This window comes from Nocardia sp. CDC519 (genome assembly GCF_059509835.1).
The window spans coordinates 3702597-3727445 of record NZ_CM183377.1 but is presented as its reverse complement, the minus strand read 5'-3'; the positions used below and the strand labels follow the sequence as shown (position 1 = coordinate 3727445).

Genomic DNA, 24849 nt, shown 5'->3' with positions numbered 1-24849 from the left:
TCTCTTCACCGCCAGACCACATCACCGGGTCGGACCCGGCTCTGCCCGGCGTGCCGACGCGCGAGTGGTCGCCGGCGGGCTGCCGCACCCGGCGCGCTCCGGACGCCCGCGTCGCCGGCCGCCGCCACGGTTGCCGCGCGTGAGCCTGTCGGTGCCAACCCATAAGCTCAGCTCATGCTCACGCTGCTGTTGTATGTGCTGATCGTCGGATTGGTGGCCGCGGTGCTGTTCCTGCTCGCGGGGGCGGTGTTCGGGCGGTCGGAGGAGCTGGGGCCGCTACCGGAGGGCACCACCGCGACGGTGCTGCCGGTCGAGGGGATCTCCGGTGCCGATGTGCGCTCGCTGCGGTTCCAGCAGGTGTTGCGCGGCTACAAGGCCGGTGAGGTGGATTGGGCGCTGGCCCGGCTCGCCGCGCGCATCGACGAGCTACAGGGCCAGCTGGCCCAGGCCCGCGCCGAGGCGGGCGCACAATCGGCCGCGTCCGTCCAGCCCGGGCCGACGCAGCCGCCGGTGGGCCCGGATCCGCGATGACGGTCGTCGAGCCGGTCCGCTGCCCGTGGTCGCTGCCTTCGCAGCTCTACCGCGATTACCACGACACCGAGTGGGGCCGCCCGCTGCACGGCGACGACGCGATGTTCGAACGACTGTGCCTCGAGGCCTTCCAATCGGGTCTTGCGTGGATCACCATCCTGCGCAAACGCCCGGCGTTCCGGGCCGCCTTCGCTGGGTTCGCCATCGAGAAGGTGGCCCGCTTCGACGACACCGACCGTGCGCGCCTGCTCGCCGACCCCGGCATCGTGCGCAATCGCGCCAAGATCGATGCGGCCATCGCCAATGCCAGGGTCGCCCGCGACCTCGACACCAGCCTCGACGAGCTGATCTGGTCGTTCGCTCCGCCCCCGCGCCCACGTCCGCGCACCCTGGCCGACGTGCCCGCCGTCACACCCGAATCCACCGCTCTGGCAAAGGAATTGAAGCGGCGCGGATTCAGATTCGTGGGCCCGACCACGGCGTACGCACTGATGCAGGCGACCGGCCTCGTGGACGATCACCTGGCCGATTGCTGGGTCGGCGGCGACCCACCCTAGACCTACCGAGCGGTCACATTTCGAACTCAGGTATCCGTCCACTCCGGCGATAAGGAAGAATAGACCGAGTGCAGCTCGCCACATGCCGGCGAGCTGCCCAGTTGGCGACAACTGGAGTTCCAAGCAAGTGCGCAGCACACCGCGCAGATCTGGAGGGAGCAGAGGATGGCGGCCATGAAGCCCCGCACCGGGGACGGTCCCCTCGAGGCAACCAAGGAAGGGCGTGGGATCGTCATGCGGGTTCCACTCGAGGGTGGCGGGCGTCTGGTCGTAGAGCTCACGCCGGATGAAGCCGCAGCGCTCGGTGACGAACTGAAGAGTGTCACCAGCTAGTCACCCGACTACGCACTCGGCACTGACGCAGGTGACGAGTGCGCTGGCCTGCCCGGAATGCCAGGCCGGATTGGCGATGTCGGAGCGGTCGCTGCGCTGCGGCGCGGGGCACAGCTTCGATATCGCCAAGCAGGGGTACATCACCCTGCTGACCGGTGCCTCGACCAAGATGACCGGCGATACCGCGGACATGCTCGACGCCAGAGCGGCTTTTCAGGGCGGCGGGCATTTCGCGCCGATCGCCGACGCCACCGTCGCGGCCTTCGCCGGGGCCCCACACCTCGGCCCCGGCGCGTCCGCGCTCGTGCTGGAGATCGGCGCGGGCACCGGCTACTACCTGGCCCGGGTGCTGGACGCGGTGCCGCATGCGCTGGGCATCGCACTGGATGTGGCCAAACCCGCCGGACGACGCAGCGCCCGAGCCCATCCGCGGGCCGCGGCGGTGGTCGCCGACGCCTGGCGCGGACTGCCGCTGCGCAAGTGCGCCGTCGACGCGGCACTGTCGGTATTCGCGCCGCGCAATCCCGGCGAGGTAGCGCGGGTTTTGCACCCGGATGGCAGATTCGTCGTCGTCACTCCCACCGACCGGCATCTGGCCGAGCTGATCGAACCGCTCGGCATGGTGAGCGTCGACCCGGACAAGCAGGATCGGCTGACCGCCACCATGTCCGGACATTTCGAACTGTGCGGGCGCGACGCCGTCGAGTACCCGATGAAACTCTCGCGCACCGACATCGCCAACGTTGTCGCCATGGGGCCGTCGGCCCATCACACGGACGCCGGGGCGTCACGCATCGCGGCCCTGCCGGACACCATGGAGGTCACCGCCTCGGTGCTGGTCAGCACCTACCGGCTCAGCGGGACCTGACCGCTCAGGGTTTGCGCACATGGTCGTAGACCTCGAGGGTCTGGGCGGCGATCCGCGACCAATCGAATTCGGCCACCGCCCTGGCCCGGCCCGCGGCACCGTATTCGGCCGCGAGCACCTGATCGGCGGCCAGCTCGTTCACCGCCTCGGCCAGGCCGCGCTCGTATTCGCCCGGCGCCGCCGGGTCGTAATGCACCAGCCGCCCGGTGGTGCGGTCGGCGACCACCTCGGGGATGCCGCCGACATCGGAGGCGACGACGGCGGTGCCGCAGGCCATCGCTTCCAGGTTCACGATGCCGAGCGGCTCGTACACCGACGGGCAGACGAAGACGGTCGCGGCGGCGAGCACCTGCCGGATCCGCTCGGTGGGCAGCATGTCCTGCACCCAGAACACATTGCCGCGGCGACGGCTCAACTCGTCCACCGCGGCGGCCACCTCGGCGGCCAGCTCCGGCGTATCGGCCGCGCCCGCGCACAACACCAGCTGGATCTCCGGATCGAAATCGCGGGCGGCGGCCAGCAGGTGCCCGACCCCCTTCTGCCGGGTGATCCGCCCGACGAAGGCCGCGATCGGCCGGTCCGTGCGCACCCCCAGCTCCCACAGGAAGGGTTCGGCGCCGGATTCGGGTGGGCCGGGATGCCAGACCGAGGCGTCGATGCCGTTGTGCACCACATGCACCCGTGCGGGATCCACCGCCGGGTAGGCGTCGAGCACATCCCGGCGCATCCCCGCGCTGACGGCGATGATGGCGTCGGCGTGTTCGACGGCATTGCGTTCCGACCATGACGACAGCCGATAGCCGCCGCCGAGCTGCTCGGCCTTCCACGGCCGCCGCGGTTCCAGCGAATGCGCGGTCAGCACATGCGGAATGCCGTAGAGGGTGGACGACAGATGCCCGGCCAGGCCCGTGTACCAGGTGTGCGAATGCACCACGTCGACCTCGCCGGTCGCATCGGCCATCCGGAGCTGGGCCGACATCATCTGGATCGCGGGATTGGCGGCGTAGAGGTGGGTGTCGGGTTGGTGGACCACGGCGTCGTCGCGCGGGGCACCCATACAGTGCACGGTGACCTCGGCGAGGGCACGCAGCTCGGCCACCAGCTCGGTGACGTGCACGCCCGCACCGCCATAGACCTCCGGCGGGTATTCGCGGGTCAGCATGGCGACCCGCAGCCGATCCGCCGGCTCCGTCATCGCCGTCGGGTGCGCGAAACTCACGGATTCAACGTAGACGCTCGACCGGGCCCGGGCCACTCGCACGCCGCCCCACCTCCTGGCGTGAGGTTCGGTAGTTTGACAGTGTGAGGAGCCAGCCGCACGTACTCGGAATCGTGCTCGCCGGTGGCGAGGGCAAGCGACTCTTTCCACTCACCGCCGACCGCGCCAAGCCGGCGGTCCCGTTCGGCGGTGCCTACCGCCTCATCGACTTCGTCCTCAGCAACCTCGTCAACGCCGGATATCTGCGGCTGTGCGTGCTCACCCAGTACAAATCGCATTCGCTGGACCGGCATATCTCGCAGACCTGGCGACTGTCGGGTTTCGCGGGCGAATACATCACGCCGGTGCCCGCGCAGCAGCGGCTCGGGCCGCGCTGGTACACCGGCAGCGCCGACGCGATCATGCAGTCGCTGAATCTGATCTACGACGAGGACCCCGACTACATCGTGGTGTTCGGCGCCGACCACGTCTACCGGATGGACCCCGAGCAGATGGTGGCCCACCACATCGAGTCCGGCGCCGGGGTCACCGTGGCCGGTATCCGGGTGCCGCGCAGCCAGGCCAGTGCGTTCGGTTGCATCGACTCCGACGAATCCGGGCGCATCACCCAGTTCCTGGAGAAGCCGGCGCATCCGCCCGGCACCCCGGACGATCCGAATTCGACCTTCGCGTCCATGGGCAATTACGTGTTCACCACCAGGGTGCTGGTCGATTCGATCCGCGCCGACGCCGACAACTCCGATTCCGACCACGATATGGGCGGCGACATCATCCCGAAGCTGGTCGCCGCCGGTCAGGCCGCCGTCTACGACTTCGCCGACAACGACGTCCCGGGTGCCACCGACCGCGACCGCGGCTACTGGCGCGATGTCGGCACCATCGACGCCTTCTACGAGGCGCATATGGACCTGGTGTCGGTGCATCCGGTGTTCAACCTCTACAACAAACACTGGCCGATCCGCGGCGCCGCGGAGAATCTGCCGCCCGCCAAGTTCGCTCAGGGCGGGCTGGCGCAGGAATCCATCGTCGGCGCGGGCTCGATTTTGTCCGCCGCCACCGTGCGCAATTCGGTGCTCAGCGCCAATGTGGTGGTCGACGACGGCGCCACCGTCGAGGGCAGCGTGCTGATGCCGGGCGTGCGCATCGGTAAGGGCGCGGTGGTGCGGCGCGCCATCCTGGACAAGAACGTGGTGGTCTCCGAGGGCGAGATCATCGGCGTCGACCTCGAGCGCGACCGCGACCGGTTCGCCATCAGCAACGGCGGCGTCGTCACCGTCGGTAAGGGCACCTGGGTGTGAGGCCGGGCAGCGCCCCCGACCGCGTCGTCGAGGGGCGCTGCCCGCCTCGGTTCAGCGCAGGTCCCGCCCGCGCCAACCGACCAGGCCGACGGCCAGCAGGGCCGCCGCCAGCAGGGTGACCACCAGCACCGGGGTCGCGGTGAACTCCGATCCCGGCACCTTCGGGGCATGACTGAACGGTTCGAGATTGCGCAGCCACTGCGGCGCCCCCGACACCGAGCCGAGCAGGAAGACCGCGATCGCAGCCGTCAGCACACCCCACGCCACCGGCGTCCAACGCGGCGCGAGCCCGAACAGGGCCACGGTGACCGCGACGAACAACCAGATCGCGGGCAGCTGGACCAGTGCGGCGGCCAGCACACCGGGCAGCTTGCCGCCGATATCGTCGGCCGCCAAGCCGTACACCAGCCCACCGAGCAGGCCTGCGGTCAGCATGGCCAGCACCGGGCCACCCAGCGCGAACAGCAGATGCGACAGCGCCCACCGCACCCGGCCGACGGCCCCGGTGACGACGGTCTCGGCGTGACCGCTGCTCTCCTCACCGAACATGCGCAGGGTGGCCGAGATGGCGTAGGCCGAACCCGCGACACCGAGCATGGTGAACGCGTAGGTGACCATCGAGTCCTCCAGCGATTCGGTGCCGCCCATCCGAGTGATGAGATCGCGAATGGTCTGGTTGGAGCCGAGTTCGTCACCGATACCGTGCACCACGCTGCCGATCAGCAGGCCGTACAGGCCGAGACCGATCGTCCAGGCCAGCAGGGTGCCCCGTTGCAGCCGCCAGGCCAGCCCCAGCGGGCCGGACAGCCCGGCACCGGCCGCAGGCGCGCCGAGTCGTTCGGCGATCAGGCCCGCTCCGACGTCGCGGCGCATCAGCAGCAGATAGGCAGCGCAGACGCACACCGCCACCGTCACCAGATGCAGCGCCAGGACCCACCAGCGGTCCCCGGCGAAGGCCCGCACCTGCAGCGACCAGCCCGACGGCGACAACCAGGTCAGCGGGCTCACCGGACCGTTACCGGCCTGGGCGTCGCCCACCGCGCGCAGCGTGTAGGTCAGCGCGAGCACGCCGAACGCGATTCCGCGCGCCAGCCGGGCGCCGGTGGTGAGCTGCGCGGCGACCGCGGCCACCGCCGCGAACACCATGCCGGAGCCGGCCAGCGCCGCACCGAATGCCAGCGATCCGTCGGCCGGAACGCCCGTCGCCGCCAGGCTCAACGCGCCGATCAGACCGGTGGCCAGCGCACCGCCGAGGCCCAGCACCAGCGCCGCGGTGAGCCCGGCGAAGCGCCCTACCGAGGTGGAGGCCACCAGCTCGGTGCGGCCGGTCTCCTCCTCGGCCCTGGTGTGCCGGATGACGGTGAGAATGGTCGCCACCGCTACCAGGGTGAAGAACATCCCCGCTTTCCATACCCCGACAGCGCCGATACTGGTGTTGTAGATCGGCCCGTACATGGCCAGCTGCGATGGACTCGCCAGGATCGAATCGGCGAAGGAGGCCCGGTCGGCCTCGGTCGGATAGACCGTTTCGATGCTCGAGACGTACACGCTGCCCAAGGGCACCGACAGCAGTAATACCCAGGCGGGCAAGATGATTCGGTCGCGGCGCAGCGCCAGGCCGAGCATGCGGGCGGTGCCGGCGAATCCGGAGACCGTGCCGTAGCGCGCGGCCGCGCGGTGCTCACCGGACCTCGACAGCGTTGCGGTGGTCATTTCTGCACCTTCAGCAGCTCGGAGGCGGAATCGCTCGACGCATCGCCTGAATCGGGAAAGCCGTCGCCGTTGGTCGAATAGTGGCGCATGAACAGCTCTTCCAGCGTCGGCGGCTGGCTCACCAGACTGCGCACTCCGGTATCGCCGAGAATGCGGATCAGCTCACCCAGGTGCTCACTGTCGACCTGGCACCGCAGCGTGTGATCGTCGAGGCGCACATCGGCCACCCCGGGCAGCGCACCGAGATCGCCCGGGTCACCGGTCAATTCGGCGGTGATCGAGGTGCGGCTGAGGTGACGCATCGAGGCCAGCGTGCCGCTTTCCACGGTGCGCCCCGACCTGATGATGGTCACCCGCTCGCACAACACCTCCACTTCCGACAGGATGTGGCTCGACAGCAGGACCGTGACCCCACGTTCGGCAGCCTCGGCCACACAGTCACGGAACACCTGCTCCATCAAGGGATCCAGGCCCGAGGTCGGCTCATCGAGCAGCAGCAGTTCGGCGTTCGACGAGAACGCCGACACCAGCGCGACCTTCTGCCGATTGCCCTTCGAATAGGTGCGGGCCTTCTTACGCGGATCGAGTTCGAATCGCTCGATCAATTCGGCGCGCCGAGCGGTATCGATACCGCCGCGCATCCGTGCGAGCAGGTCGATCGTCTCGCCACCGGACAGCGACGGCCACAACGTGACATCGCCTGGCACATAAGCGATCTGGCGGTGCAGCTCGACCGCGTCCACCCACGGATCGCGGCGCAGCAGCCGAACCTCGCCGGAGGTGCGCGCCAGCACACCGAGCAGGATGCGGATGGTGGTGGATTTGCCGGCACCGTTGGGCCCGAGGAAGCCGTGCACCTCGCCCTGGTTCACTTCCAGGTCCAGCCCGTCGAGCGCACGGACCTGGCCGAAGTGTTTGTGCAGATCCCGGACGTGGATTGCCGATGTCATGGGAACTCCTGAGGAGATCTAGGTATCTGGACTCGGTTGATCGAGCAGGGCGTCGAGCATCATCGGGCCGGTCAGCAGTCCGTTGGTGAACAGCTCGACGCCGGGGAGAAGCATCTGATCGGCGTAGGCGCGCAGAGCCTTGCCGTAGTCGAGGGGGCCGTCGTGTTCGGCGGCATACAGTTGCAGGAAGAGCATCAATCCGCCGCCGTTGTTCAGCGCCAGATAGCGGGCCGTCGCGTGCAGATCGCGGGGGGCGCGGATCGTGCCCGCCGCGATGCCGGCGCGCAGATACTGCTCGACGTCGGACACCATGTGTTCGAACAGCAGGCCCGCCAACGCGCCGCCCGCCTGAAAACTTCGGACGATATAGGCGATGACCGGACCGAAGCTTTCGATCTCGGCGAGCTGACCGAGGATGTTCGACGGCGCCGGACGCTCGACCGAATCCAGCTTGGCATCGCGGATGACCTTGCGTACGTAGTCGTCACATTCCTCGCGCAACCCGTCTTTCGATCCGAAATGGTGATTGACGAGGCCCGGCGAGACGCCGGCTGCGGTGGCGATGGCACGTACTCCGACGTTGAACCCCTGCTCACCGAAGACGGTGATGGCGGCGTCGCGAATGCGTGCGCGAGTGCTCAGATCCGGGGCGGATCCTTCCGGTACGGCTGGTCGGTTAAACACATGTTCAATATACTAAACACTCGTTCAATCGGCCGTCAATGGCTCCCTAGCCACGGGAGGCGCAGAGCAGCCCGTCACCCACCGGAATCAACACGCTGGTCAGGTTCGGGTCCTCGGCGATGGCCCTGGTCGCCGCGCGCACCGCCTGCGTTGCCGCGTCGCGCTGCGCCGGATCGGGCACCCGCCCGCCGAGCAGTGCGTTGTGCAGCAGAATCGCTCCACCCTCGCGCAGCAACCGCACCCCTTCGGCGACGTACTGCGGATGCTCGACCGGCGCGGCATCGATGAACACCAGGTCGTAGGCGCCGTCGGCCAGGCGCGGCAGCACATCGAGGGCGCGGCCGTTGATCAGCCGGGTGCGCGCGAGCGGGATATCGGCGGCCCGGAACGCCTCTTTGGCCGCGCGCTGATGCTCCGGCTCGGAATCGATCGTGGTCAGCGTGCCGTCCTCGCGCATACCGTCCAGCAGCCACAGGCCACTGATCCCCGCGCCGGTGCCCACCTCGACCACGGCCCGCGCGCCGAGCATCTGGGCGTACATGCTCAGCAACGCACCCACCGACGGAGCCACCGGCGCGGCGCCCAGCTCGGTGGCCCGTTCCCGGGCGCTGACGAGGATCTCGTCCTCCACGACGGATTCCTCCACGTAGGCGAGATTTCGCTCCAGATTCGATGCCACGCCCATGAGGCTATGCCAAACCGTGACCAGCGGCCCGAAACATTCTCAGGTGTCCCTCAGGATCTCCATACACAGGCCATATCGCGACAGGAAAGAGTAGGCAGCACGCAAGACCAGCCGACCGGCGGCGTCAGAGCCAGAACACCGGGTCGGGAACAACCGGACACCTTCTATCGGTTGTACCCGACAGCGACGGTCCGTGGACCCGGACCGCTGCTCGAACTCCGACGCCTCGGTCCCGAGTAGGAGGTATTTCCCATCCACATGGTCGATGCGGCGCGCGAGTACGCCACCCTGCCCGAGCTGCCGACGCAGCGCGAGGTCACCGCACTGGAACTGGCCGAGGTCGCGGAGGTGGCCGAGGATGAACTGACCGGCACCGCGGCCTTCGATGCCACCGGCGATCGCTCCGTCATGCCCACCTGGGACGAACTGGTCCGCGAACACGCCGACCGGGTCTACCGGCTGGCCTACCGTCTCTCCGGCGACGCCCAGGACGCCGAGGATCTCACCCAGGAGACCTTCATCCGGGTCTTCCGCTCACTGTCGAACTATCAGCCGGGCACCTTCGAGGGCTGGCTGCACCGCATCACCACCAACCTGTTCCTGGACATGGTCCGCCGCCGCAGCCGCATCCGGATGGAAGCGCTGCCCGAGGACTACGACCGGGTGCCGGCCCAGGGCCCAGGACCCGAGCAGGTCTACCACGACGCCCGCCTCGACCCCGACCTGCAATCGGCGCTGGACGCGCTGGCGCCGGAGTTCCGCGCCGCGGTCGTGCTGTGCGATATCGAGGGGCTGTCCTACGAGGAGATCGGCGCCACGCTCGGGGTGAAACTGGGCACCGTCCGCAGCCGGATCCATCGCGGCCGTCAGGCACTGCGCGAGCACCTTGCGCATAATGGAACCCAGGACCGGTTCGCCGACGCGGCGAGCGAGTCCTGAACCAGCAAGAACGGGTGATCTCCGGCCGTGGCGCCGCGCCCGGCCGTGATCGAGTCGGTTGGAAGGATGAGCACCGAATGGTTGGCGACTCCGGTACGTCAGGTCGTTCACCGCGTTTCCGTTCCACCGAGCATCTGGCGAGTGAGGCCGTCGCCGCCTATGTGGACGGCGAACTGCGGATGAACGCGTATCTGCGTGCCGCCCAGCACATTTCCGTCTGCCCCGAATGCGCGGCCGAGGTCGAAGCCCAGCAGCAGGCGCGCATCGCATTGCGCCGGGCCGCCCAGATCTCCATCCCGCACGGACTGCACGACAGCCTGACCCGCATTCCGCTCGGCGAACTTCCCGGCACCGATCGTTCCGCCGCCGCGGCGCGCAATTCCCGTGACGAGGCCGTTTCCGGTTTCCTCGGTGCGTCTTTCGCGGCGAGCTTCGACAGTAGGCGGTGGACAACGTGGTGGCGCAAGTAGAGTTTGGCGCGTGACCACCGAATCGACGAACACCGGATCGGCCGACACCTCGGATTCGGCGGCCAACAGGGGGAACCTGCGGCCGCCGGACGCGCCCGTGCTCGGGCCGCGCCCGGTATACCGCCCGCACGTGGATACCCACACCGCTCGTGCCTTCCGCCGCCCCAACGGCCAGGCCGGATCCTTCGCACCACGCCCCGGCTCGGCCACCGCCGCCCAGGGCCCCGACCCGGTGCAGAACCGGCCGCCGGACGCCGTGCTGGCCGAGGCGTTCGGCCGCCCGGAAGGCTCCGACGAACTCCTCCAGCGTGATCCCGACGCCGTCACCGGCCAGACCGAGATCGCAGGCCCCGCCGATCCGTGGCGTGACCCGGAATCCGGCGCCCGCCTCGGTGCGCCCGCCCTGCCCACCCCCGCGGCCCGGACGCAGGCCGAAGCCACCAAGCTGTCGGCGCGCGAGGTGCTGTTCGGTTCCCGGGTGGCACCGCGCGCGCTGGCGCTGCTGGCCGCCATCGCCTTGGTCATCGGCCTGATCGGCGGCCTCGTCGGCCGGCTGACCGCGGAGACGGCCTCCACGCTGACCTCACGCAAGGTCGCCCTCGAGCAGACCGGAGATCCCGAGCAGCCGCACGGTCAGATCGCCCAGGTCGCCGATGCGGTGCTGCCCTCGGTGGTCTCGATCCGCACGACCGTCGGCGACAACGGCGCCACCGGCTCCGGTGTGGTCATCGATGGCAACGGCTACATCGCCACCAACAATCACGTCATCTCCATGGCCGCCCAGGACGGTTCCGGCAACGCCAAGATCCAGGTGATGTTCTCCGACGGCACCCGGGTACCCGCGAACATCGTCGGCCGCGACACCAAAACCGACCTCGCGGTCTTGAAGGTCGATGTGAAAAATCTCACTGTTGCTCAGCTCGGTAAGTCCGAGGACGTCCGCGTCGGCGACGCCGTGCTGGCGATCGGTTCCCCACTGGGACTGAGCAAAACGGTCACCTCCGGCATCGTCAGCGCCTTGCATCGCCCGGTGAAGCTCGAGGGCGAGGGCAGCGACACCAAGGCCGTCATCGATGCGGTGCAGACCGACGCCTCGATCAACCCCGGTAACTCCGGTGGCGCGCTGGTGGACATGGAGGGCCGGGTCATCGGCATCAACACCGCCATCCGCAGCGAGACCGGCGGTTCGGTCGGCCTCGGCTTCGCCGTGCCGGTGGACGTGGTCACCGACGTCGCGCAGACCCTGATCCGCGACGGCGTCAAGCATCATCCGGTGATCGGCCTGAGCGCCCGCACCAAGGCCGTCGCCAACGAGGCGATGAGCGGCGCCGAGGTGGCCGATGTGGCGCCGGGCGGGCCCGCCGCGCGGGCGGGCATCGTGGAGGGCGACGTCGTCGTCAAGGTCGGCGATCGTGAGGTGACGGGGCCGGAAGAGCTGGTCGTCGCGGTGCAGGCGAACAAGATCGGTGAGACGGTGACGGTGCGGTTGATCCGGGAAGGCCGGCAGGTGGACGTTCCGGTCACCCTGGAATCCGACTGATCCGGCGGCCCCGGCGCGCGGTAGCCTGGTCTGGTGTTCAGCAACATCGGGTGGAGCGAGATGGTGATCCTGCTCGTGGCCGCCCTCGTCATCCTCGGCCCGGAGCGCTTGCCCGGTGCCGTGCGCTGGACCACGCGCAGCCTGCGGCAGGTGCGCGATTACGCCAGTGGCGCGACAGCGCAGTTGAAGCAGGAGCTCGGGCCCGAATTCGAGGATCTGCGTAAGCCGCTCGCCGACCTGAACGAGCTGCGCGGCATGACCCCGAAGTCGATGGTGACCAAACACCTTCTGAACGGTGACGATTCGCTGTTCAGCGATATCGGCAAGGCCATGCCGGACAAGCAGGACCTCTACGGCACCAATAGCGGTATGCCGGGTTACCCAGCGCCGAAGCCGGAGAAACCGTTGGAGCGCAACGAACGTCCGCCGATCGACACCGACGCCACCTGATCTGTCAAGCGAACTAGACACCCGTCCGGCTTACGCTGTCTACACTTCGCACATGTCGGCCGATGACGTGGCGCGGGTGTTCGCGATCGAGGACAAGGTCGAGCGCCTCAAGGCAGCCACTGACGGTGTCGCGGCGGCGCAGCAGACCATCAACGAGCTCACGCGAATTCGTCGCGCGGTGATCCGTGAATTGCATGCCGAGGGCTGGACGTTCGCCAGAATCGGTGCGGCGGCCGGGCTTTCCCGGGCGCGCATCCATCAGGTGAGCACGCAGGGCCCGGCACCGGAGGGCTTGTTCTTCGGGCACGGCGCGCTCACCGTTCTCACGCCCCGGGTGCGTACCGGCCGATTGATCGGCGCCCCCGATCCGGCCGCGGCACCGCGGCTGGCGGATCTACTGCGGGAGCTGGGATTCGCGGTCACCGTCGAACAGTTCCCGCCGGGACATCCCCTCGATCTCAACCGCGACGGGCTGATCGTGCTCGGCGGGCCCGAACTCTCGCCGAGCCTGCGTCAGCTGATCGCCGCCGATCCCCGGCTTCGGCGCTCGGTGGCCCGTGCCGGCGACGGCCGTCGCGGTATCGAGGATCGAGCCGCGCGGCGGGTGTATCGGCCCTCCGGTCCCGACCCGCACGACATCGCCTATCTCGCCCGGCTCCCGCGCCCCGACGGTCAGGGCTCGATCCTGGTGATCGACGGCCTGCATCCGCCCGGCTCGCTCGGTGCTGTCCGGCTGCTGGCGACTCGGCTCGCCGGGCTGCACGAACGCGCGGGCACCCGACGGTTCTCGGTATTGATCGCGGTGCGCTTCGACCGCGCGACCGGTGAACCGCTGGAGGCCGAGATGCTGACGCCGGTGTATCGCCATGAGCCGGCCGAGGTGCGGCCGCAGGCGCTGCGCACCCGCCGCTGAATTCCGCCCGCTGCTGAATCCCGGCGGCGAATCCGTCCCGACACAGATCCGGGCACGTCGGTGCATTCGGCCGCGACGGCTTGGCATCCGGCGACGCCTTGTGCTTGAACGCTCACCCTCGGCCGCGCACCGTACCGCCGCATGCTTAGATAGCCAGGAAGTAACCATTCGACGGCGCCGGCTCTGCTCGGTCCCGGTTTTCCGGCAATCACATGACGCGGAGGCACAGGTGAATGTGATGACGATCATTGCGATCGCACTGATCGCAATCGGATTGCTGGTGACCATCGCCATCTTCATCCGCAAGCCCGCCGAGCATCGCCGCGCCCACGTCACGGTGGCCGAATTGCAGGCCCGGCTCGCCGACGAATCCGGGCCCGAACATCTGCGCTCCGACGATGTGTCCGCGGCCGCCGAGCCGAGCGGAATCGCGGACGACGCCGGGGCCGACGCGGGGCCCGGGCACGGTCGACCCGGCACCGGCGAGGGCGACCGTGGCGACTCCGGTAGGCAGACGTCCACCGACACGGACGAGCCGGCACCTGCCGTTACCGGCGGGACATCGCCGGGCGATGCCGAACCATTCTCCGAGCCGAGCACCCAGCCATCCCCCGCACCGCCGACGGCCGACGGCCCGGCCGCGGAGTCACCCGCCGCCGACGACGAACCAGGAGCACACTGACGGCTGGACCAACCCACAGCCGCGATTCCACCGCTGACATCGGCAGCGGATTCCACCGCTGTCGTCGGCGGCGACATGTTCGGCGCGAGGAATCAGGTCAGCGGTAGGTCCAGCGCCAGCCCTCGGCGGACAACGATGCCCGGTCTACCGCCGGCGCGAACCGGACAGCCCAACCGCTACCCACCGCTCAGGCCGCGACACTCTCCGGCCGCACCGTGTTCATCGGCGGACGGTCGGTCAGGCACACCTCGGTGCTGTGGGCGGTGAACTCGTCGCCGATCAACGGGAACTGGGTCAGCGCCGCACCGGAATCGCGGACGCCGCTGCGGCCGAGCACGGTGCCGAGGATCTGCCTGCTCATCACGCCGAGGTCGGCCAGCGGGCGATTGCGGTGGGTGCGCACCCCCAGGTTGACCTGGCCGATGGCGTCGAGGCCGAGCCGGTCGTAGGTGTCGAGCAGCAGCCCGATCTCCACGCCGTAGCCGGGGGCGAACGGCACTGAGGTGAGCAGTTCCCTGGTGCCGGCGTATTCGCCGCCGAGCGGTTGCAGCACCTCCGAGAGGTCGGGGCGCAGCGCCGCAAGCAGCGGCCGGGCCACCAGTTCGGTGACGCGGCCGCCGCCATGGGCCTCGACCGCGTCGCCCTGCCGCAGCGGCCTGCGGTAGTAGGCCTTGACCAGGTGCAGATCGTCCACCGTCAGCAGCGGGCCCAGCAGTTTGGGCACGAAGGCCGGATCGGGATCGATGAGGTCCGAGTCGACGAAGGCCACCAGGTCGCCGCTGGTCACCGCCAGCGAACGCCACAGCACCTCGCCCTTGCCCGGCACCGGATCGAGTTCCGGGACGGCCTGTTCCCGGCTGACCACCCGGGCGCCAGCCGCGCGGGCCCGCTCGGCGGTCGCGTCGGTGGAGCCGGAATCGAGCACCACCAGCTCGTCTACCAGACTGCCGAGCAGCGGCCGGATACTGGCCACCACCGCGGCAACGGTGTCCTGCTCGTTCAGCGCGGGCAGCACCACCGAGACGGTGCGGCCCGCCTTGGCGGCGACGAGTTCGTCTACCGCCCACTCCGGGGCATCCCAGGTATTCGTCATCGCCCAGCTGGGCTCACGGTGTTGGATGTTCATACCAGACCTCGCAGGGTTCGTGCGGGGGGCCGGATACCCTGTATCGCGGCAATCATGTCCACTACGCGCCGGGTCGCGGCGACTTCGTGGACGCGGAAGACTCGAGCGCCTGCCGCCGCCGACCATGCCGTTGCTGCCAATGTGCCCTCCAGCCGCTCGGTGAGATCGACACCAAGAGTCTCTCCGATGAAATCCTTGTTGGAGAGCGCCATCAAGACCGGCCATCCGGTATTTACAAGATCGTCGGCTCTACGCAACAGTTCGAGCCCGTGGTAGGTGTTCTTTCCGAAATCGTGGGTCGGGTCGATCAGGATCGAATCGCGCCGCACCCCGGCGGCCAGCGCCGCCTCCGCCGCCCGCACCACCGTGGCGGTGACCTCGGCGACCACGTCGGAGTAGCGGACCCGGTGCGGTCTGGTGCGCGGTACGGCGCCGCCGGTATGGCTGCACACGATGCCCGCGCCCAGTTCGGCGGCGACCGCGACCAGATCGGGATCGGCGCCCGCCCAGGTGTCGTTGATCAGATCGGCGCCCTCGCCGATCGCTGTACGCCCCACCTCGGCGCGCCAGGTGTCGACGCTGATCAGCAGGTCCGGGTAGGCAGCGCGGATGGCGGCGACGAACGGGACCACCCGGCGGGTTTCCTCGGCGGCATCGACCACCTCGCCGGGCCCGGCTTTGACACCGCCGATATCGACCAGATCGGCGCCCTCGTCGACCGCGCGGGCCACGGCGTCCATGGCGGCGGCATCGGTGAAGGTGGCGCCCCGGTCGTAGAACGAGTCCGGGGTGCGGTTCACAATCGCCATGACCAGCGCCCGGTCCGTCGCCACCGGGCGTCCGCACAGGGTCGGCGACGGCGCGTCGGGGCGGAACATGGGGTCGACTGTACCGACTCGTGTAATAACCGGTTTCGGGCGCGGACCCCGGTCAGTCCCGGGGCGCGCGCCCGGTCGCCACATCGGCGGCGTAGCCCGGATAGGCCGGGATATAGCCGTCGGCGCGGCCGGCGAGGACGAACACGTCGGAATCATCGTCGGGCGAATACCCTTGTTTGCGCAGTTCTACCTTGCGGCTCTTGAACGTGGAGGTGGTCTCGAGTTCATCGACCACCCGGATGAACAGCGGCACCGCGTACCGCGGCAGCCGCTCATACGCCAGCTCGGCCAGCGCTGTTCCGTCGAATTCGGCGCCGGGTGCGAGGGTCACCGCCGCCATCCCGGCCTTGCCGTCGGTACCGGGGATGTCCACGCCGAATACCACGGCCTGGGAAATGGCCGGCGAGGCGCTCAGCGCCGCCTCGACCTCGGTGGTGGCCACGTTCTCGCCCTTCCAGCGAAAGGTATCGCCGAGCCGGTCGACGAAGGCGATATGGAACCAGCCCTGATCGCGCACCAGATCGCCGGTGTCGAACCAGACATCGCCAGGTCGGAAGCCGTCACGCACGAGTTTGGCCTCGGAGGCGGCCTGGTCGGTGTAGCCGTCGAACGGCGTGCGGCCGGTGACCTTGGCCAGCAGCAGTCCGACGCCACCCGAACGCACGCGACGCAACCGGCCGTCCGGGCCGCGCTCGGGCTTTCCGGTGTCCTCGTCGTATTCCACGATGGCGTAGGGCAGCGGCCCGAAACCGGCGGTGCGGTCGACCCCGAAGGCGTTGACGAACGCGATGTTGGCCTCGCTGGCGCCGTAGAACTCCACGATCCGCCCGATGCCGAAGCGCCGCCGGAATTCGTCCCACAGCTCCGGCCGCAGACCGTTGCCGACGGCCAGGCGCACCCGGTGCGTACGGTCGGTCGGCCGGGCCGGCTGGTTGAGCAGATACCGGCACAGTTCGCCGATGTAGATGAACGCGGTGGCGCGCTCGCCGATCACCTCGTCCCAGAAGCGGGATGCCGAGAACTGCCTGCCCAGCGCGAAGGTCGCACCGGCCGCAAGCACCGACGACAGCGCCACCGTGAGCGCGTTGTTGTGGTACAGCGGCAGACAGCAGTACATCGTGTCGTCACCGCGGAGCCGGACGCCGAGGCCACCGAGCCCGGACATGCTCTTGGACCAGCGCAGATGCGTCATCACGCTGGCCTTCGGCAGGCCGGTGGTGCCCGAGGTGAAGATCAGGAACGCCCGCTCCCCCGCGGTCACCTCCGCGCAGACCGGCGGATCGGACGGATCGCCGAGCTGGGCTTCGGCATGCAGATCCTCGGCGTACAGCAGCCGGGCCGGCGGCTCGGCCAGCGAATCGAGCGCCTCCTGGCATTCCGCACCGACGACGTTCACCACACTGCCGAGCAACCCGAAGCTGTGCGCGAGCACCCGATCGCGCTGATGGTGATTGAGCAGGCCGACGGTGGCGCCGAGCTTGACCGTGGCCAGCACCGTGAACAGGGTTTCCGGGCGGTTGGTCATCAGCACACCGACCACGTCACCGCGGCCGACGCCGTGCTCGGCCAGCACGCTCGCGTAGCGGTTCACCAGCGAATTGGCTGCGCCGTAGGTGTATTCGTGGCCCTCGAACCGCAGGAACGCCCGATGCGGATGACGGTGCGCCGCCCGCTGGAAATACCGGCCGACCGACGCCTTGTCACCGGGGCCGACCAGCATGCCGAAGGCATTGCGCAGCATGCCCGGCGCGTCCACCGCCATCCCGAGCAGGCTCTTGGCCAGGTCGAACACGCTGACGGTGGCGTCGTTGCGCACGGAATCAGTACTCCTCGATCGGATGCTGCTGGGCGGCAGCGGGATTGCCCACCGGCTCCGGAGTGCCGGGCTCTCGTCGCGCCGTACTCGGAACGAGTGCCTCGAATGCCTCGTCGAAGTCGGCGACGACGCGCACCCGATCCAGCGCGGGCTGCGGGACGAAACCGCGCGCGTGCAGCTCGTCCACCCAGGCGAACAACCCGCGGTAATGCCCGTCCGGATCCAGCACGACGACGGGTTTGTCGTGTACGCCGAGGTAGGCACCGGTCCACGTCTCGAAGAATTCCTCTAGCGTGCCGATGCCGCCGGGCAGGGTGAGGAAGGCGTCGGCGCGGTCCTCCATCACCTGCTTGCGCTGGCGCATGGTGTCGGTGACGACGAGTTCGTCGGCGTCCACATCGGCCACCTCGCGGTGCACCAGATGCTTCGGGATCACGCCGATGGTGTTCGCGCCGCCGGCGCGGGCGGCCGTGGCCACCGCGCCCATCATCGACACGTGGCCGCCGCCGGACACCAATTGCCAACCGCGCCGGGCGATTTCGGTGCCGACCCGCGCCGCCAGCTCCAGCTGCGCGCCGTCGATGGTGCTGGCCGAGCAGTAGACGCAGACGGCGTGGGCGCGTTCGGCCGCGCTCACCACTTGTCCTCCGTGCCCATCGTTTCCAGATTCTCACGCTCGGCGGTGGCCTGCTCCAGAATGCGCACCACGTCCTCGACGCTGTCGGTGACGTAGAGCAGATCCACATCGCCCGGCGAGATCTTGCCCGCCCCCAGCAGCGAATCGCGGATCCAGTCCACCAGCCCGCCCCAGAACCTGGTGCCGAACAAGATGATCGGGAACCGGGTGATCTTGCGGGTCTGCACCAGCGTCAGTGCCTCGAACAACTCGTCCATGGTGCCGAAACCGCCCGGCAGGCAGACGAATGCCTGCGAGTACTTGACGAACATGGTCTTGCGGACGAAGAAGTAGCGGAAATTGATACCGAGATCGACCCATTCGTTGAGCCCCTGCTCGAACGGCAATTCGATACCGAGCCCGATCGAATAGCCGCCCGCCTCACACGCGCCCCGGTTGGCGGCCTCCATCGCGCCGGGCCCGCCGCCGGTGATCACCGCGAACCCGGCGTGCGCCAACGCGGAACCGATGGCGCGGGCGGCCTCGTATTCAGGATGATCGACCGGCGTACGCGCCGAACCGAACACCGACACCGCGCGCGGCACCTCGGCCAGCGCCCCGAAACCCTCCACGAACTCGGCCTGGATGCGCAGCACCCGCCACGGGTCGGTATGCACCCAATCGCTGTCGCCACGCCGATCCAGCAGATTCCGGTCGGCGGTGCCGACGCCGGGCTTGCGATCCCGGCGGAACATGATCGGCCCGCGGAATCTGGCTGTCGACTTCGGCTTGCTGTTGAGTGGCTCGGCGGCGTCGGTGGACATGGGGCTGAGTCTATTGGCGCCGCCTGCGGCGTCGCGGTTCGGTCTCGCTTCCCTCGAAAACGATGCTGACCAGCCTTTGCCTCGGTTCCGTCGGCCATCAGTGGTGGTCCGGCGGCGTCACGCAGCGCCGGTGAGATAGCTCCGCAGCATCGCCGTGACCTGGGTGATCTGGGCCAGCGGGACCCGCTCGTCACGTTTGTGCGCCAGGTTCGGATCGCCGGGGCCGAAGTTCACCGCGGGTACGCCACGGGCGGCGAACCGGGAGACGTCGGTCCAGCCGTACTTGGCGCGCACACCGGCGGCACCGTGCGCGTGCACGGTGGTGATCAAGTCCTTGGCCGCGGGGGCGGTGAGGCCGGGCAGCGCGCCGGGCGCCGCGTCGGTGACCTGGAAATCGAGCTCGAAACCGGCGAACACCTCGCGGACGTGCTCGGTGGCGTCGGCGACGCTGCGGTCGGGCGCGAACCGGAAGTTCACGTCGACCTCGGCGGCGTCGGGTACCACATTGCCCGCCACCCCACCGGCGACCCGCACCGCAGACAGACCCTCGCGGTACACACAGCCGTCGATATCGACCTGGCGCGCCCGGTAGTCGGACAGCCGCTGCAATACCGGCGCCAACCGGTGGATGGCGTTGTCGCCCAGCCAGGCCCGCGCCGAATGCGCCCTGGTGCCCGCGGTGGCGAGCCGGACGCGCAAGGTGCCCTGGCAGCCGGCCTCGATCCAGCCGCCGGACGGCTCACCGAGGATCGCCAAGTCGCCGTCGAGCCATTCGGGGCGTTCCCGCTCGATCCGGGCCAGGCCGTTGAACTGGGCGGCGATCTCCTCGCAGTCGTAGAAAATCAACGTCAGGTCGTGCGCGGGTTCGGCGACGGTCGCGGCCAGGTGCAGGAACACCGCGTCACCGGATTTCATGTCCACGGTGCCGCAGCCGTACATCACCGGCTCGCCGTCCTCGGTGTCCATCCGGCTCGGCACATTGTCGGCGATCGGCACGGTATCCAGATGCCCGGCCAGCACCACGCGGGTCGGCAGGCCGCGATCGGTGCGCGCGAGCACCACATTGCCGTCGCGCACGATCTCGAAGCCGCTGGTCTGGGTCCGCAGCGCGGCCTCCACCGCGTCGGTGACGGCCAGCTCGTCCCTGGACACACTCGGGATGTCGACGAGGGCGGCGGTGAGGGCAATCGGGTCGGCGCGCAGATCGAGGGTCACCGGTTCAGGGTAGTCAGCGGGTCTCCGGCGGCGGCAGCGACGAGGCGAAGGCGCCGTGGGACGAGGCGAAGGCCCCGTCGACCGACGCGAAGACGCCGTGGATCGACGCGAAGGCCCCGTCGACCGACGCGAAGGCCCCGTCGACCGACGCGAAGGCCCCGTCGACCGACGCGAAGGCCCCGTCGACCGACGCGAAGGCCCCGTCGACCGACGCGAAGGCCCCGTCGACCGACGCGAAGGCCCCGTCGACCGACGCGAAGGCCCCGTCGACCGACGCGAAGGCCCCGTCGACCGACGCGAAGGCCCCGTCGACCGACGCGAAGGCCCCGTGGGGTCGACGCGAAGACGTTGGCGAGACAGTGCCGGCCCAGGGTGACTGGACGCCGACGCCGGGGCAAGTCGGTGCGACGGCGACAGGACGGCGGGCAGCTACCACGGGAACCGGCGACGGCCACGCACCGAATCACCCGCCGGCGATGCCGTGATCTGCGCGGCAGCCGGTGACGTGGCTGCACCACGGGAGCCGGACGGTCGGTAGGCTCTGCTGACGTGAGCATTCAGGGAGCAACTGCAGTCGGTATCGCCAATGTGACCGCGGACGGCACCGTCCTCGACACCTGGTTCCCGAATCCCCAGCTGGGTGAATTCGCCGAGACCGCGACCAAGCGGCTCGACGAGGTGCCCGCGGAATTCGCCGCGCTGGTCGGTCCCGACGAGGCCCGCGGCGTCGAGGTGATCGCGGTGCAGACCACCATCGCCGACCTGTCCGCCGCGCCCGTGGATGCGCACGACGTCTACCTGCGGCTGCATCTGCTCTCGCACCGGCTGGTTCGTCCGCACGAGGTGAGCCTGGAAGGCCAGTTCGGCCTGCTCAGCAATGTGGTGTGGACCAACCACGGCCCCGCCGCGGTGGAGGGTTTCGAGACCACCCGCGCCAAGCTGCGCGCCCGCGGCGCGGTGACCGTCTACAGCGTCGACAAGTTCCCGCGCATGGTCGACTATGTGGTGCCCTCCGGCGTGCGCATCGGTGACGCCGACCGCGTGCGCCTCGGCGCGCATCTGGCCTCGGGCACCACCGTCATGCACGAAGGCTTCGTCAACTTCAACGCAGGCACCCTCGGCGCCTCCATGGTCGAAGGCCGCATCTCCGCGGGCGTCGTGGTGGGCGACGGCTCCGACATCGGCGGCGGCGCCTCCACCATGGGCACCCTCTCCGGCGGCGGCACCACCGTCATCTCCATCGGCGAACGCTCCCTGCTCGGCGCCAACTCCGGCCTCGGCATCCCGCTCGGCGACGACTGCGTCCTCGAAGCCGGCCTCTACCTCACCGCGGGCACCAAGGTCACCACCCCCGACGGGACCACCGTCAAAGCCGCCCAGCTCAGCGGCCAGAACAACCTACTGTTCCGCCGCAACTCCGTCACCGGCGCCGTCGAGGTCGTCCACCGCAAGGGCACCGGCATCGAACTCAACGCGGACCTGCACGCCAACGACTGATCCACCGCCGAGCCCAAGCCGGTTCCAGGCCCTGCTACCGCACCGCGCCCGCCCGCCACATCCGGCCCCGGGCCAGCCGCCGAACGCTCCCGGCAGGGCCCGGCCGGCCGGATCCCTGCGGCGAAAAGCGCAGTACCGGTAGTCGAGCAGGCACGCGGACCTCCCGCATCCGGCCGCCGCAGCGCCCGCGATGGCGCGCTCTGCCGAGGGCGCCCCGGTGTCGCGGCCCGCGCCCGCTGACGGGCGACGGGATGTTTCGCGCGCCCACCCGGCAACGATTGAACACCCTGAACGGGTCGGTTACCGTGCCCCCATGCACGCACTCCGGCCCGGTGCCGACTTCGCCGGGTACCGGATCGAGCGGGTGCTCGGTGTGGGTGGGATGGGCAGTGTGTACGCGGCGCGGCATCCGCGGCTGCCCCGGCTGGTGGCGTTGAAGCTGCTGCATTCCTCGTTCGCCGAGGACCCGGTGTTCCGGGGGCGGTTCGAGCGCGAGGCCGAACTGGCCGGGCGGCTCGATCATCCGAATATCGTGACAATCCACGATCGTGGCCGCGAGGGATCGCAGCTGTGGATCAGCATGCAGTACGTCGAGGGCACAGACGCCGAGACGGCCATGCGCGCCGGGCAGATGCCGCCGCTGCGGGCACTGTTTGTGGCGGCCGCGACGGCGGGCGCGCTCGATTACGCGCATCGCCAGGGCATGCTGCACCGGGATGTGAAGCCCGCCAATATTCTGATCCGCAGCGAACCGAACAGCCAGGAACGGGTGCTGCTCACCGATTTCGGCATCGCGAAGGCCCGCGACGAGGCCACCTCGCTGACCCAGACCGGCACCCTGCTGGCCACACTGCGCTACGCCTCGCCGGAGCAGCTGGAGGGCAAACCACTCGACCCACGCTCGGATCAGTATTCCCTGGGCTGCACGCTATTTCACCTGTTGGCCGGGCAGCCGCCGTATCCGGCCGAAAGCGCGGCGGCGTTGATCAGCGCGCATCTGGTACAGCCGGTGCCGAGGATCAGCGCGGTGCGGCCCGATCTTCCGCCCGCGCTCGACGACGTTTTCGCCCGGGCGCTGGCCAAGGAACCACAGCAACGTTTCGGTAGTTGCGTGGCAATGGTGGAGGCTGCGCGGCGGGCGTTCACCGAGCCGGCGCCGGTACCGCCGCCGCCGCAGCGCCGCCGTCGGTGGCGGTGGCCGGTCGCGGTGGTGGCGCTGGTGGCGGTCACCGCAGCCGTGACGGCGACGGTCGTCGCGGCACGGTCCGGCGACGAGGTGGCAACCGGGCCGACGACCACCCTCGCCGGGCCGCCCGCGACACCAACGACCGTGCCGCCCACCACCACGCCGCCGGACCCCTGGGCGCTGGGCCGCGAGACCGTCGCGCTGTTCCCCGACCTGCTGCCCTCCGGCCCGGACAGCTCCGGATTCCGCGAGCTGCGATGCAGTTTCGCCACCAAGAACCCGAATGCGGTGTGGACCTACGGTTTCAACTGCCTCGATGCCAACAAGCTCGAATTGCAAGTGCTCACCCACGACGACTCCGCCACCGTCGATTCCTATATCGCTACCCTGCCCGCAGGCGCCACCGAGCGACTGCGTTCGCGCTATGGGCAGCCGCTGATCGTGCGACAGTTCACTGGGTCGACGGGTCCGTGGGTGCTGGTCCAGTTCGCGGAGGGGCCGCGCGCGGGCATCACCTTTCAGGTCTTCTGGAAAGACCGCACGCACCAGGAGGTGATCGACGAATGGGTTCGTACCGCACCGTTCTGATCCGGCTCGCCGCGGCCGGCGCGCTCGCGACGATCACGGCGTGCTCCACGGTCGCCGGTACTCCGGTGGCCGCCGAGGTCGACGTACGCACCCTCGACGTCGGCGCTTACCCGATCGAACCGCTCGGCGTGGACGGGGTGCGGTTGCCCTCCGACGGCCCGATCCTGGAGGGTCTGCGGATGGCGGGCGCCATCGCGGTGCCGCATGAGATGGACGAAGAGCTCGTGCACAACTGGGGCACCGATGTGATCGACAGCCCCAAGAAGGCCGCCGACGCCTCGGCCATCTCCAATGTCAATCTGCCGACGCTGGAGCGGCACGGCTTCCTGGTGGCCTTCGATATCGCCGAGGCTGATGAGCCGTTCCCCACTGAGGTCCGCCCCACCGAAACCGACGCCACCGTCACCCGGGTGGTGCTCATGCGTTTCCCCGACGCCGTGCGGGCGAGCACCGCGGCGCGTGAACTGGAGAGCACCGACTTCGCGGTGAGCCCCGATAATCGGCCGGTCACGGTCCCCGGATACGCACAGGCCCATGCCCATTGGCGTCCGGGTATCAAAACCGTGAGCGCGTTGATGGCGCACGACGAGATCGTCATCAGCGTCTTCCTCCAGCATCCGACGCCGGACCTGGACGCGATGACCACCCGCCTCCGTGAGGTCTTCGACACCCAACTGCCACTGCTGGACGAGTTCGAGCCGACCCCGCCCGGCGAATTCGCCGACCTCCCCCGCGACCCCGACGGCATGCTGCGCCGCGCGCTGACCCCCGGCCCCCGCGATCAACGCGTGCCCATCGCCTCCCGCGATTACGCGGCCTGGAGCGGGCGCGCCGTCATCCATTTCCAACCGGCCGACGCCCCGGAACTGCGCGCGGCCTGGGATGCCGGCGGCGTCGACGCGGTAGCCCAGTCCGGCACCACCACGGTCTTCCGCTTCCGCGACAACGCGGCCGCCACCACCTTCGGCACCGCCTGGTCGGAGAACCAGAGCGCGAACACCTCCCCCATCGACCCACCCGCCGACGTCCCAGGCACCCGCTGCGTCGAACGCCCCGCCACCACCGGCAAACCTGCCGTGGCCCGCTGCTATCTCACCTACCGCCGCTACGCCGCCTTCGTCACCGGCGACGACCCCACCGACGTCCGCCAACAGGCCGCCGCCCAATACGCCCTGCTGGCGAACACCCAGTAGGCCTCGTCGTCGAGCGATCGACCTCATCGGCGGTCAATCCCCGCGTACGCGGGGAGCACGCGACCTCTGACTGATGGA

General features: G+C 69.4%; 26 protein-coding genes. 14 read left to right on the top strand and 12 right to left on the bottom strand.

Annotated elements, in window-relative coordinates:
• Positions 1–174: 174 nt before the first annotated feature.
• From AC5W7N_RS16635 to AC5W7N_RS16620, 4 genes are all read left to right on the top strand, one after another.
• Positions 175–531, top strand: a complete 357-nt coding sequence (locus AC5W7N_RS16635) for a DivIVA domain-containing protein (protein WP_163809241.1) — start codon at positions 175–177, stop codon at positions 529–531.
• The gene (locus tag AC5W7N_RS16630) at positions 528–1088 is read left to right on the top strand and encodes a DNA-3-methyladenine glycosylase I (protein ID WP_495921861.1); all 561 of its coding nucleotides are present in this window, start codon (positions 528–530) and stop codon (positions 1086–1088) included. The genes AC5W7N_RS16635 and AC5W7N_RS16630 overlap by 4 nt, the downstream gene beginning before the upstream one ends.
• Before the next feature lie 165 nt (positions 1089–1253).
• Entirely contained in the window at positions 1254–1421 is a 168-nt protein-coding gene (locus AC5W7N_RS16625) for a DUF3117 domain-containing protein (RefSeq protein ID WP_011211259.1), read from the top strand.
• Between the two features lie 31 nt (positions 1422–1452).
• Positions 1453–2289, top strand: coding sequence for a putative RNA methyltransferase (locus AC5W7N_RS16620; protein WP_490724766.1), 837 nt, complete (start codon positions 1453–1455; stop codon positions 2287–2289).
• Positions 2290–2293: 4 nt separating this feature from the next.
• Here the strand turns inward: AC5W7N_RS16620 and glgA are convergent, their stop codons facing one another.
• Positions 2294–3463: a glycogen synthase gene (gene glgA, locus AC5W7N_RS16615; RefSeq protein ID WP_163809890.1), complete on the bottom strand. Its 1170-nt coding sequence runs from the start codon at positions 3461–3463 to the stop codon at positions 2294–2296.
• A 128-nt stretch (positions 3464–3591) separates the two neighbouring features.
• On the opposite strand from glgA, the gene glgC reads away from it, so the two are divergent.
• Positions 3592–4806, top strand: coding sequence for a glucose-1-phosphate adenylyltransferase (glgC, locus tag AC5W7N_RS16610; protein ID WP_138455576.1), 1215 nt, complete (start codon positions 3592–3594; stop codon positions 4804–4806).
• Positions 4807–4857: 51 nt separating this feature from the next.
• On the opposite strand, the gene AC5W7N_RS16605 is transcribed toward glgC, so the two are convergent.
• From AC5W7N_RS16605 to AC5W7N_RS16590, 4 genes are read right to left on the bottom strand one after another with little or no spacing between them, the layout of a single operon-like run.
• Complete coding sequence (locus AC5W7N_RS16605) at positions 4858–6519, bottom strand: ABC transporter permease (protein ID WP_495921860.1); 1662 nt, start codon at positions 6517–6519, stop codon at positions 4858–4860.
• Positions 6516–7469, bottom strand: a complete 954-nt coding sequence (locus AC5W7N_RS16600; protein WP_495921859.1) for an ABC transporter ATP-binding protein — start codon at positions 7467–7469, stop codon at positions 6516–6518. Before AC5W7N_RS16600 ends, AC5W7N_RS16605 begins: the two co-directional genes overlap by 4 nt.
• Positions 7470–7487: 18 nt before the next feature.
• Positions 7488–8153: a TetR/AcrR family transcriptional regulator gene (locus AC5W7N_RS16595; protein WP_194991264.1), complete on the bottom strand. Its 666-nt coding sequence runs from the start codon at positions 8151–8153 to the stop codon at positions 7488–7490.
• Between the two features lie 46 nt (positions 8154–8199).
• On the bottom strand, positions 8200–8838 hold the full coding sequence (locus AC5W7N_RS16590) for an O-methyltransferase (protein WP_163809218.1): 639 nt from the start codon (positions 8836–8838) through the stop codon (positions 8200–8202).
• A 258-nt stretch (positions 8839–9096) separates the two neighbouring features.
• Here AC5W7N_RS16590 and sigE point away from each other — a divergent pair, with 258 nt between their 5' ends.
• The 6 genes from sigE to AC5W7N_RS16560 all read left to right on the top strand — a co-directional run bounded on the left by sigE (position 9097) and on the right by AC5W7N_RS16560 (position 13832).
• The gene (gene sigE / locus AC5W7N_RS16585; protein ID WP_228806653.1) at positions 9097–9777 is read left to right on the top strand and encodes an RNA polymerase sigma factor SigE; all 681 of its coding nucleotides are present in this window, start codon (positions 9097–9099) and stop codon (positions 9775–9777) included.
• A gap of 77 nt (positions 9778–9854) precedes the next feature.
• Positions 9855–10247 (top strand): hypothetical protein, encoded by a 393-nt coding sequence (locus AC5W7N_RS16580; RefSeq protein WP_163809216.1) that lies wholly within the window; start codon positions 9855–9857, stop codon positions 10245–10247.
• A gap of 10 nt (positions 10248–10257) precedes the next feature.
• Positions 10258–11787 (top strand): S1C family serine protease, encoded by a 1530-nt coding sequence (locus tag AC5W7N_RS16575; RefSeq protein ID WP_195006774.1) that lies wholly within the window; start codon positions 10258–10260, stop codon positions 11785–11787.
• 33 nt (positions 11788–11820) lie between these two features.
• Positions 11821–12237, top strand: coding sequence for a Sec-independent protein translocase protein TatB (gene tatB, locus AC5W7N_RS16570; protein ID WP_163809207.1), 417 nt, complete (start codon positions 11821–11823; stop codon positions 12235–12237).
• 52 nt (positions 12238–12289) lie between these two features.
• On the top strand, positions 12290–13150 hold the full coding sequence (locus AC5W7N_RS16565; protein WP_163809205.1) for a hypothetical protein: 861 nt from the start codon (positions 12290–12292) through the stop codon (positions 13148–13150).
• 238 nt (positions 13151–13388) lie between these two features.
• Positions 13389–13832, top strand: a complete 444-nt coding sequence (locus tag AC5W7N_RS16560) for a hypothetical protein (RefSeq protein WP_495921858.1) — start codon at positions 13389–13391, stop codon at positions 13830–13832.
• 187 nt (positions 13833–14019) lie between these two features.
• Here AC5W7N_RS16560 and AC5W7N_RS16555 read toward each other — a convergent pair whose 3' ends face one another.
• The 7 genes from AC5W7N_RS16555 to AC5W7N_RS16525 all read right to left on the bottom strand — a co-directional run bounded on the left by AC5W7N_RS16555 (position 14020) and on the right by AC5W7N_RS16525 (position 20743).
• Positions 14020–14958, bottom strand: coding sequence for a glucosyl-3-phosphoglycerate synthase (locus tag AC5W7N_RS16555; RefSeq protein ID WP_163809202.1), 939 nt, complete (start codon positions 14956–14958; stop codon positions 14020–14022).
• Positions 14955–15836 carry a dihydropteroate synthase gene (gene folP, locus AC5W7N_RS16550; protein ID WP_163809200.1) on the bottom strand — a complete coding sequence of 294 codons (882 nt, stop codon included), beginning with the start codon at positions 15834–15836 and terminating at the stop codon, positions 14955–14957. Before folP ends, AC5W7N_RS16555 begins: the two co-directional genes overlap by 4 nt.
• Positions 15837–15888: 52 nt before the next feature.
• Positions 15889–17598 carry a long-chain-acyl-CoA synthetase gene (locus AC5W7N_RS16545; RefSeq protein WP_495924136.1) on the bottom strand — a complete coding sequence of 570 codons (1710 nt, stop codon included), beginning with the start codon at positions 17596–17598 and terminating at the stop codon, positions 15889–15891.
• Positions 17599–17656: 58 nt separating this feature from the next.
• On the bottom strand, positions 17657–18289 hold the full coding sequence (locus AC5W7N_RS16540; protein ID WP_495921857.1) for an LOG family protein: 633 nt from the start codon (positions 18287–18289) through the stop codon (positions 17657–17659).
• On the bottom strand, positions 18286–19092 hold the full coding sequence (locus tag AC5W7N_RS16535) for an LOG family protein (protein ID WP_163809192.1): 807 nt from the start codon (positions 19090–19092) through the stop codon (positions 18286–18288). The genes AC5W7N_RS16540 and AC5W7N_RS16535 overlap by 4 nt, the downstream gene beginning before the upstream one ends.
• A gap of 117 nt (positions 19093–19209) precedes the next feature.
• Entirely contained in the window at positions 19210–20307 is a 1098-nt protein-coding gene (dapE, locus tag AC5W7N_RS16530) for a succinyl-diaminopimelate desuccinylase (protein ID WP_495921856.1), read from the bottom strand.
• A gap of 13 nt (positions 20308–20320) precedes the next feature.
• The gene (locus AC5W7N_RS16525; RefSeq protein ID WP_495921855.1) at positions 20321–20743 is read right to left on the bottom strand and encodes a hypothetical protein; all 423 of its coding nucleotides are present in this window, start codon (positions 20741–20743) and stop codon (positions 20321–20323) included.
• 113 nt (positions 20744–20856) lie between these two features.
• Here AC5W7N_RS16525 and dapD point away from each other — a divergent pair, with 113 nt between their 5' ends.
• The 3 genes from dapD to AC5W7N_RS16510 all read left to right on the top strand — a co-directional run bounded on the left by dapD (position 20857) and on the right by AC5W7N_RS16510 (position 24771).
• Complete coding sequence (dapD, locus tag AC5W7N_RS16520) at positions 20857–21804, top strand: 2,3,4,5-tetrahydropyridine-2,6-dicarboxylate N-succinyltransferase (RefSeq protein WP_495921854.1); 948 nt, start codon at positions 20857–20859, stop codon at positions 21802–21804.
• Positions 21805–22117: 313 nt separating this feature from the next.
• Positions 22118–23578 carry a serine/threonine-protein kinase gene (locus AC5W7N_RS16515; protein WP_194990733.1) on the top strand — a complete coding sequence of 487 codons (1461 nt, stop codon included), beginning with the start codon at positions 22118–22120 and terminating at the stop codon, positions 23576–23578.
• Positions 23554–24771 (top strand): DUF7373 family lipoprotein, encoded by a 1218-nt coding sequence (locus AC5W7N_RS16510; protein ID WP_495921853.1) that lies wholly within the window; start codon positions 23554–23556, stop codon positions 24769–24771. The genes AC5W7N_RS16515 and AC5W7N_RS16510 overlap by 25 nt, the downstream gene beginning before the upstream one ends.
• Positions 24772–24849 lie beyond the last annotated feature (78 nt).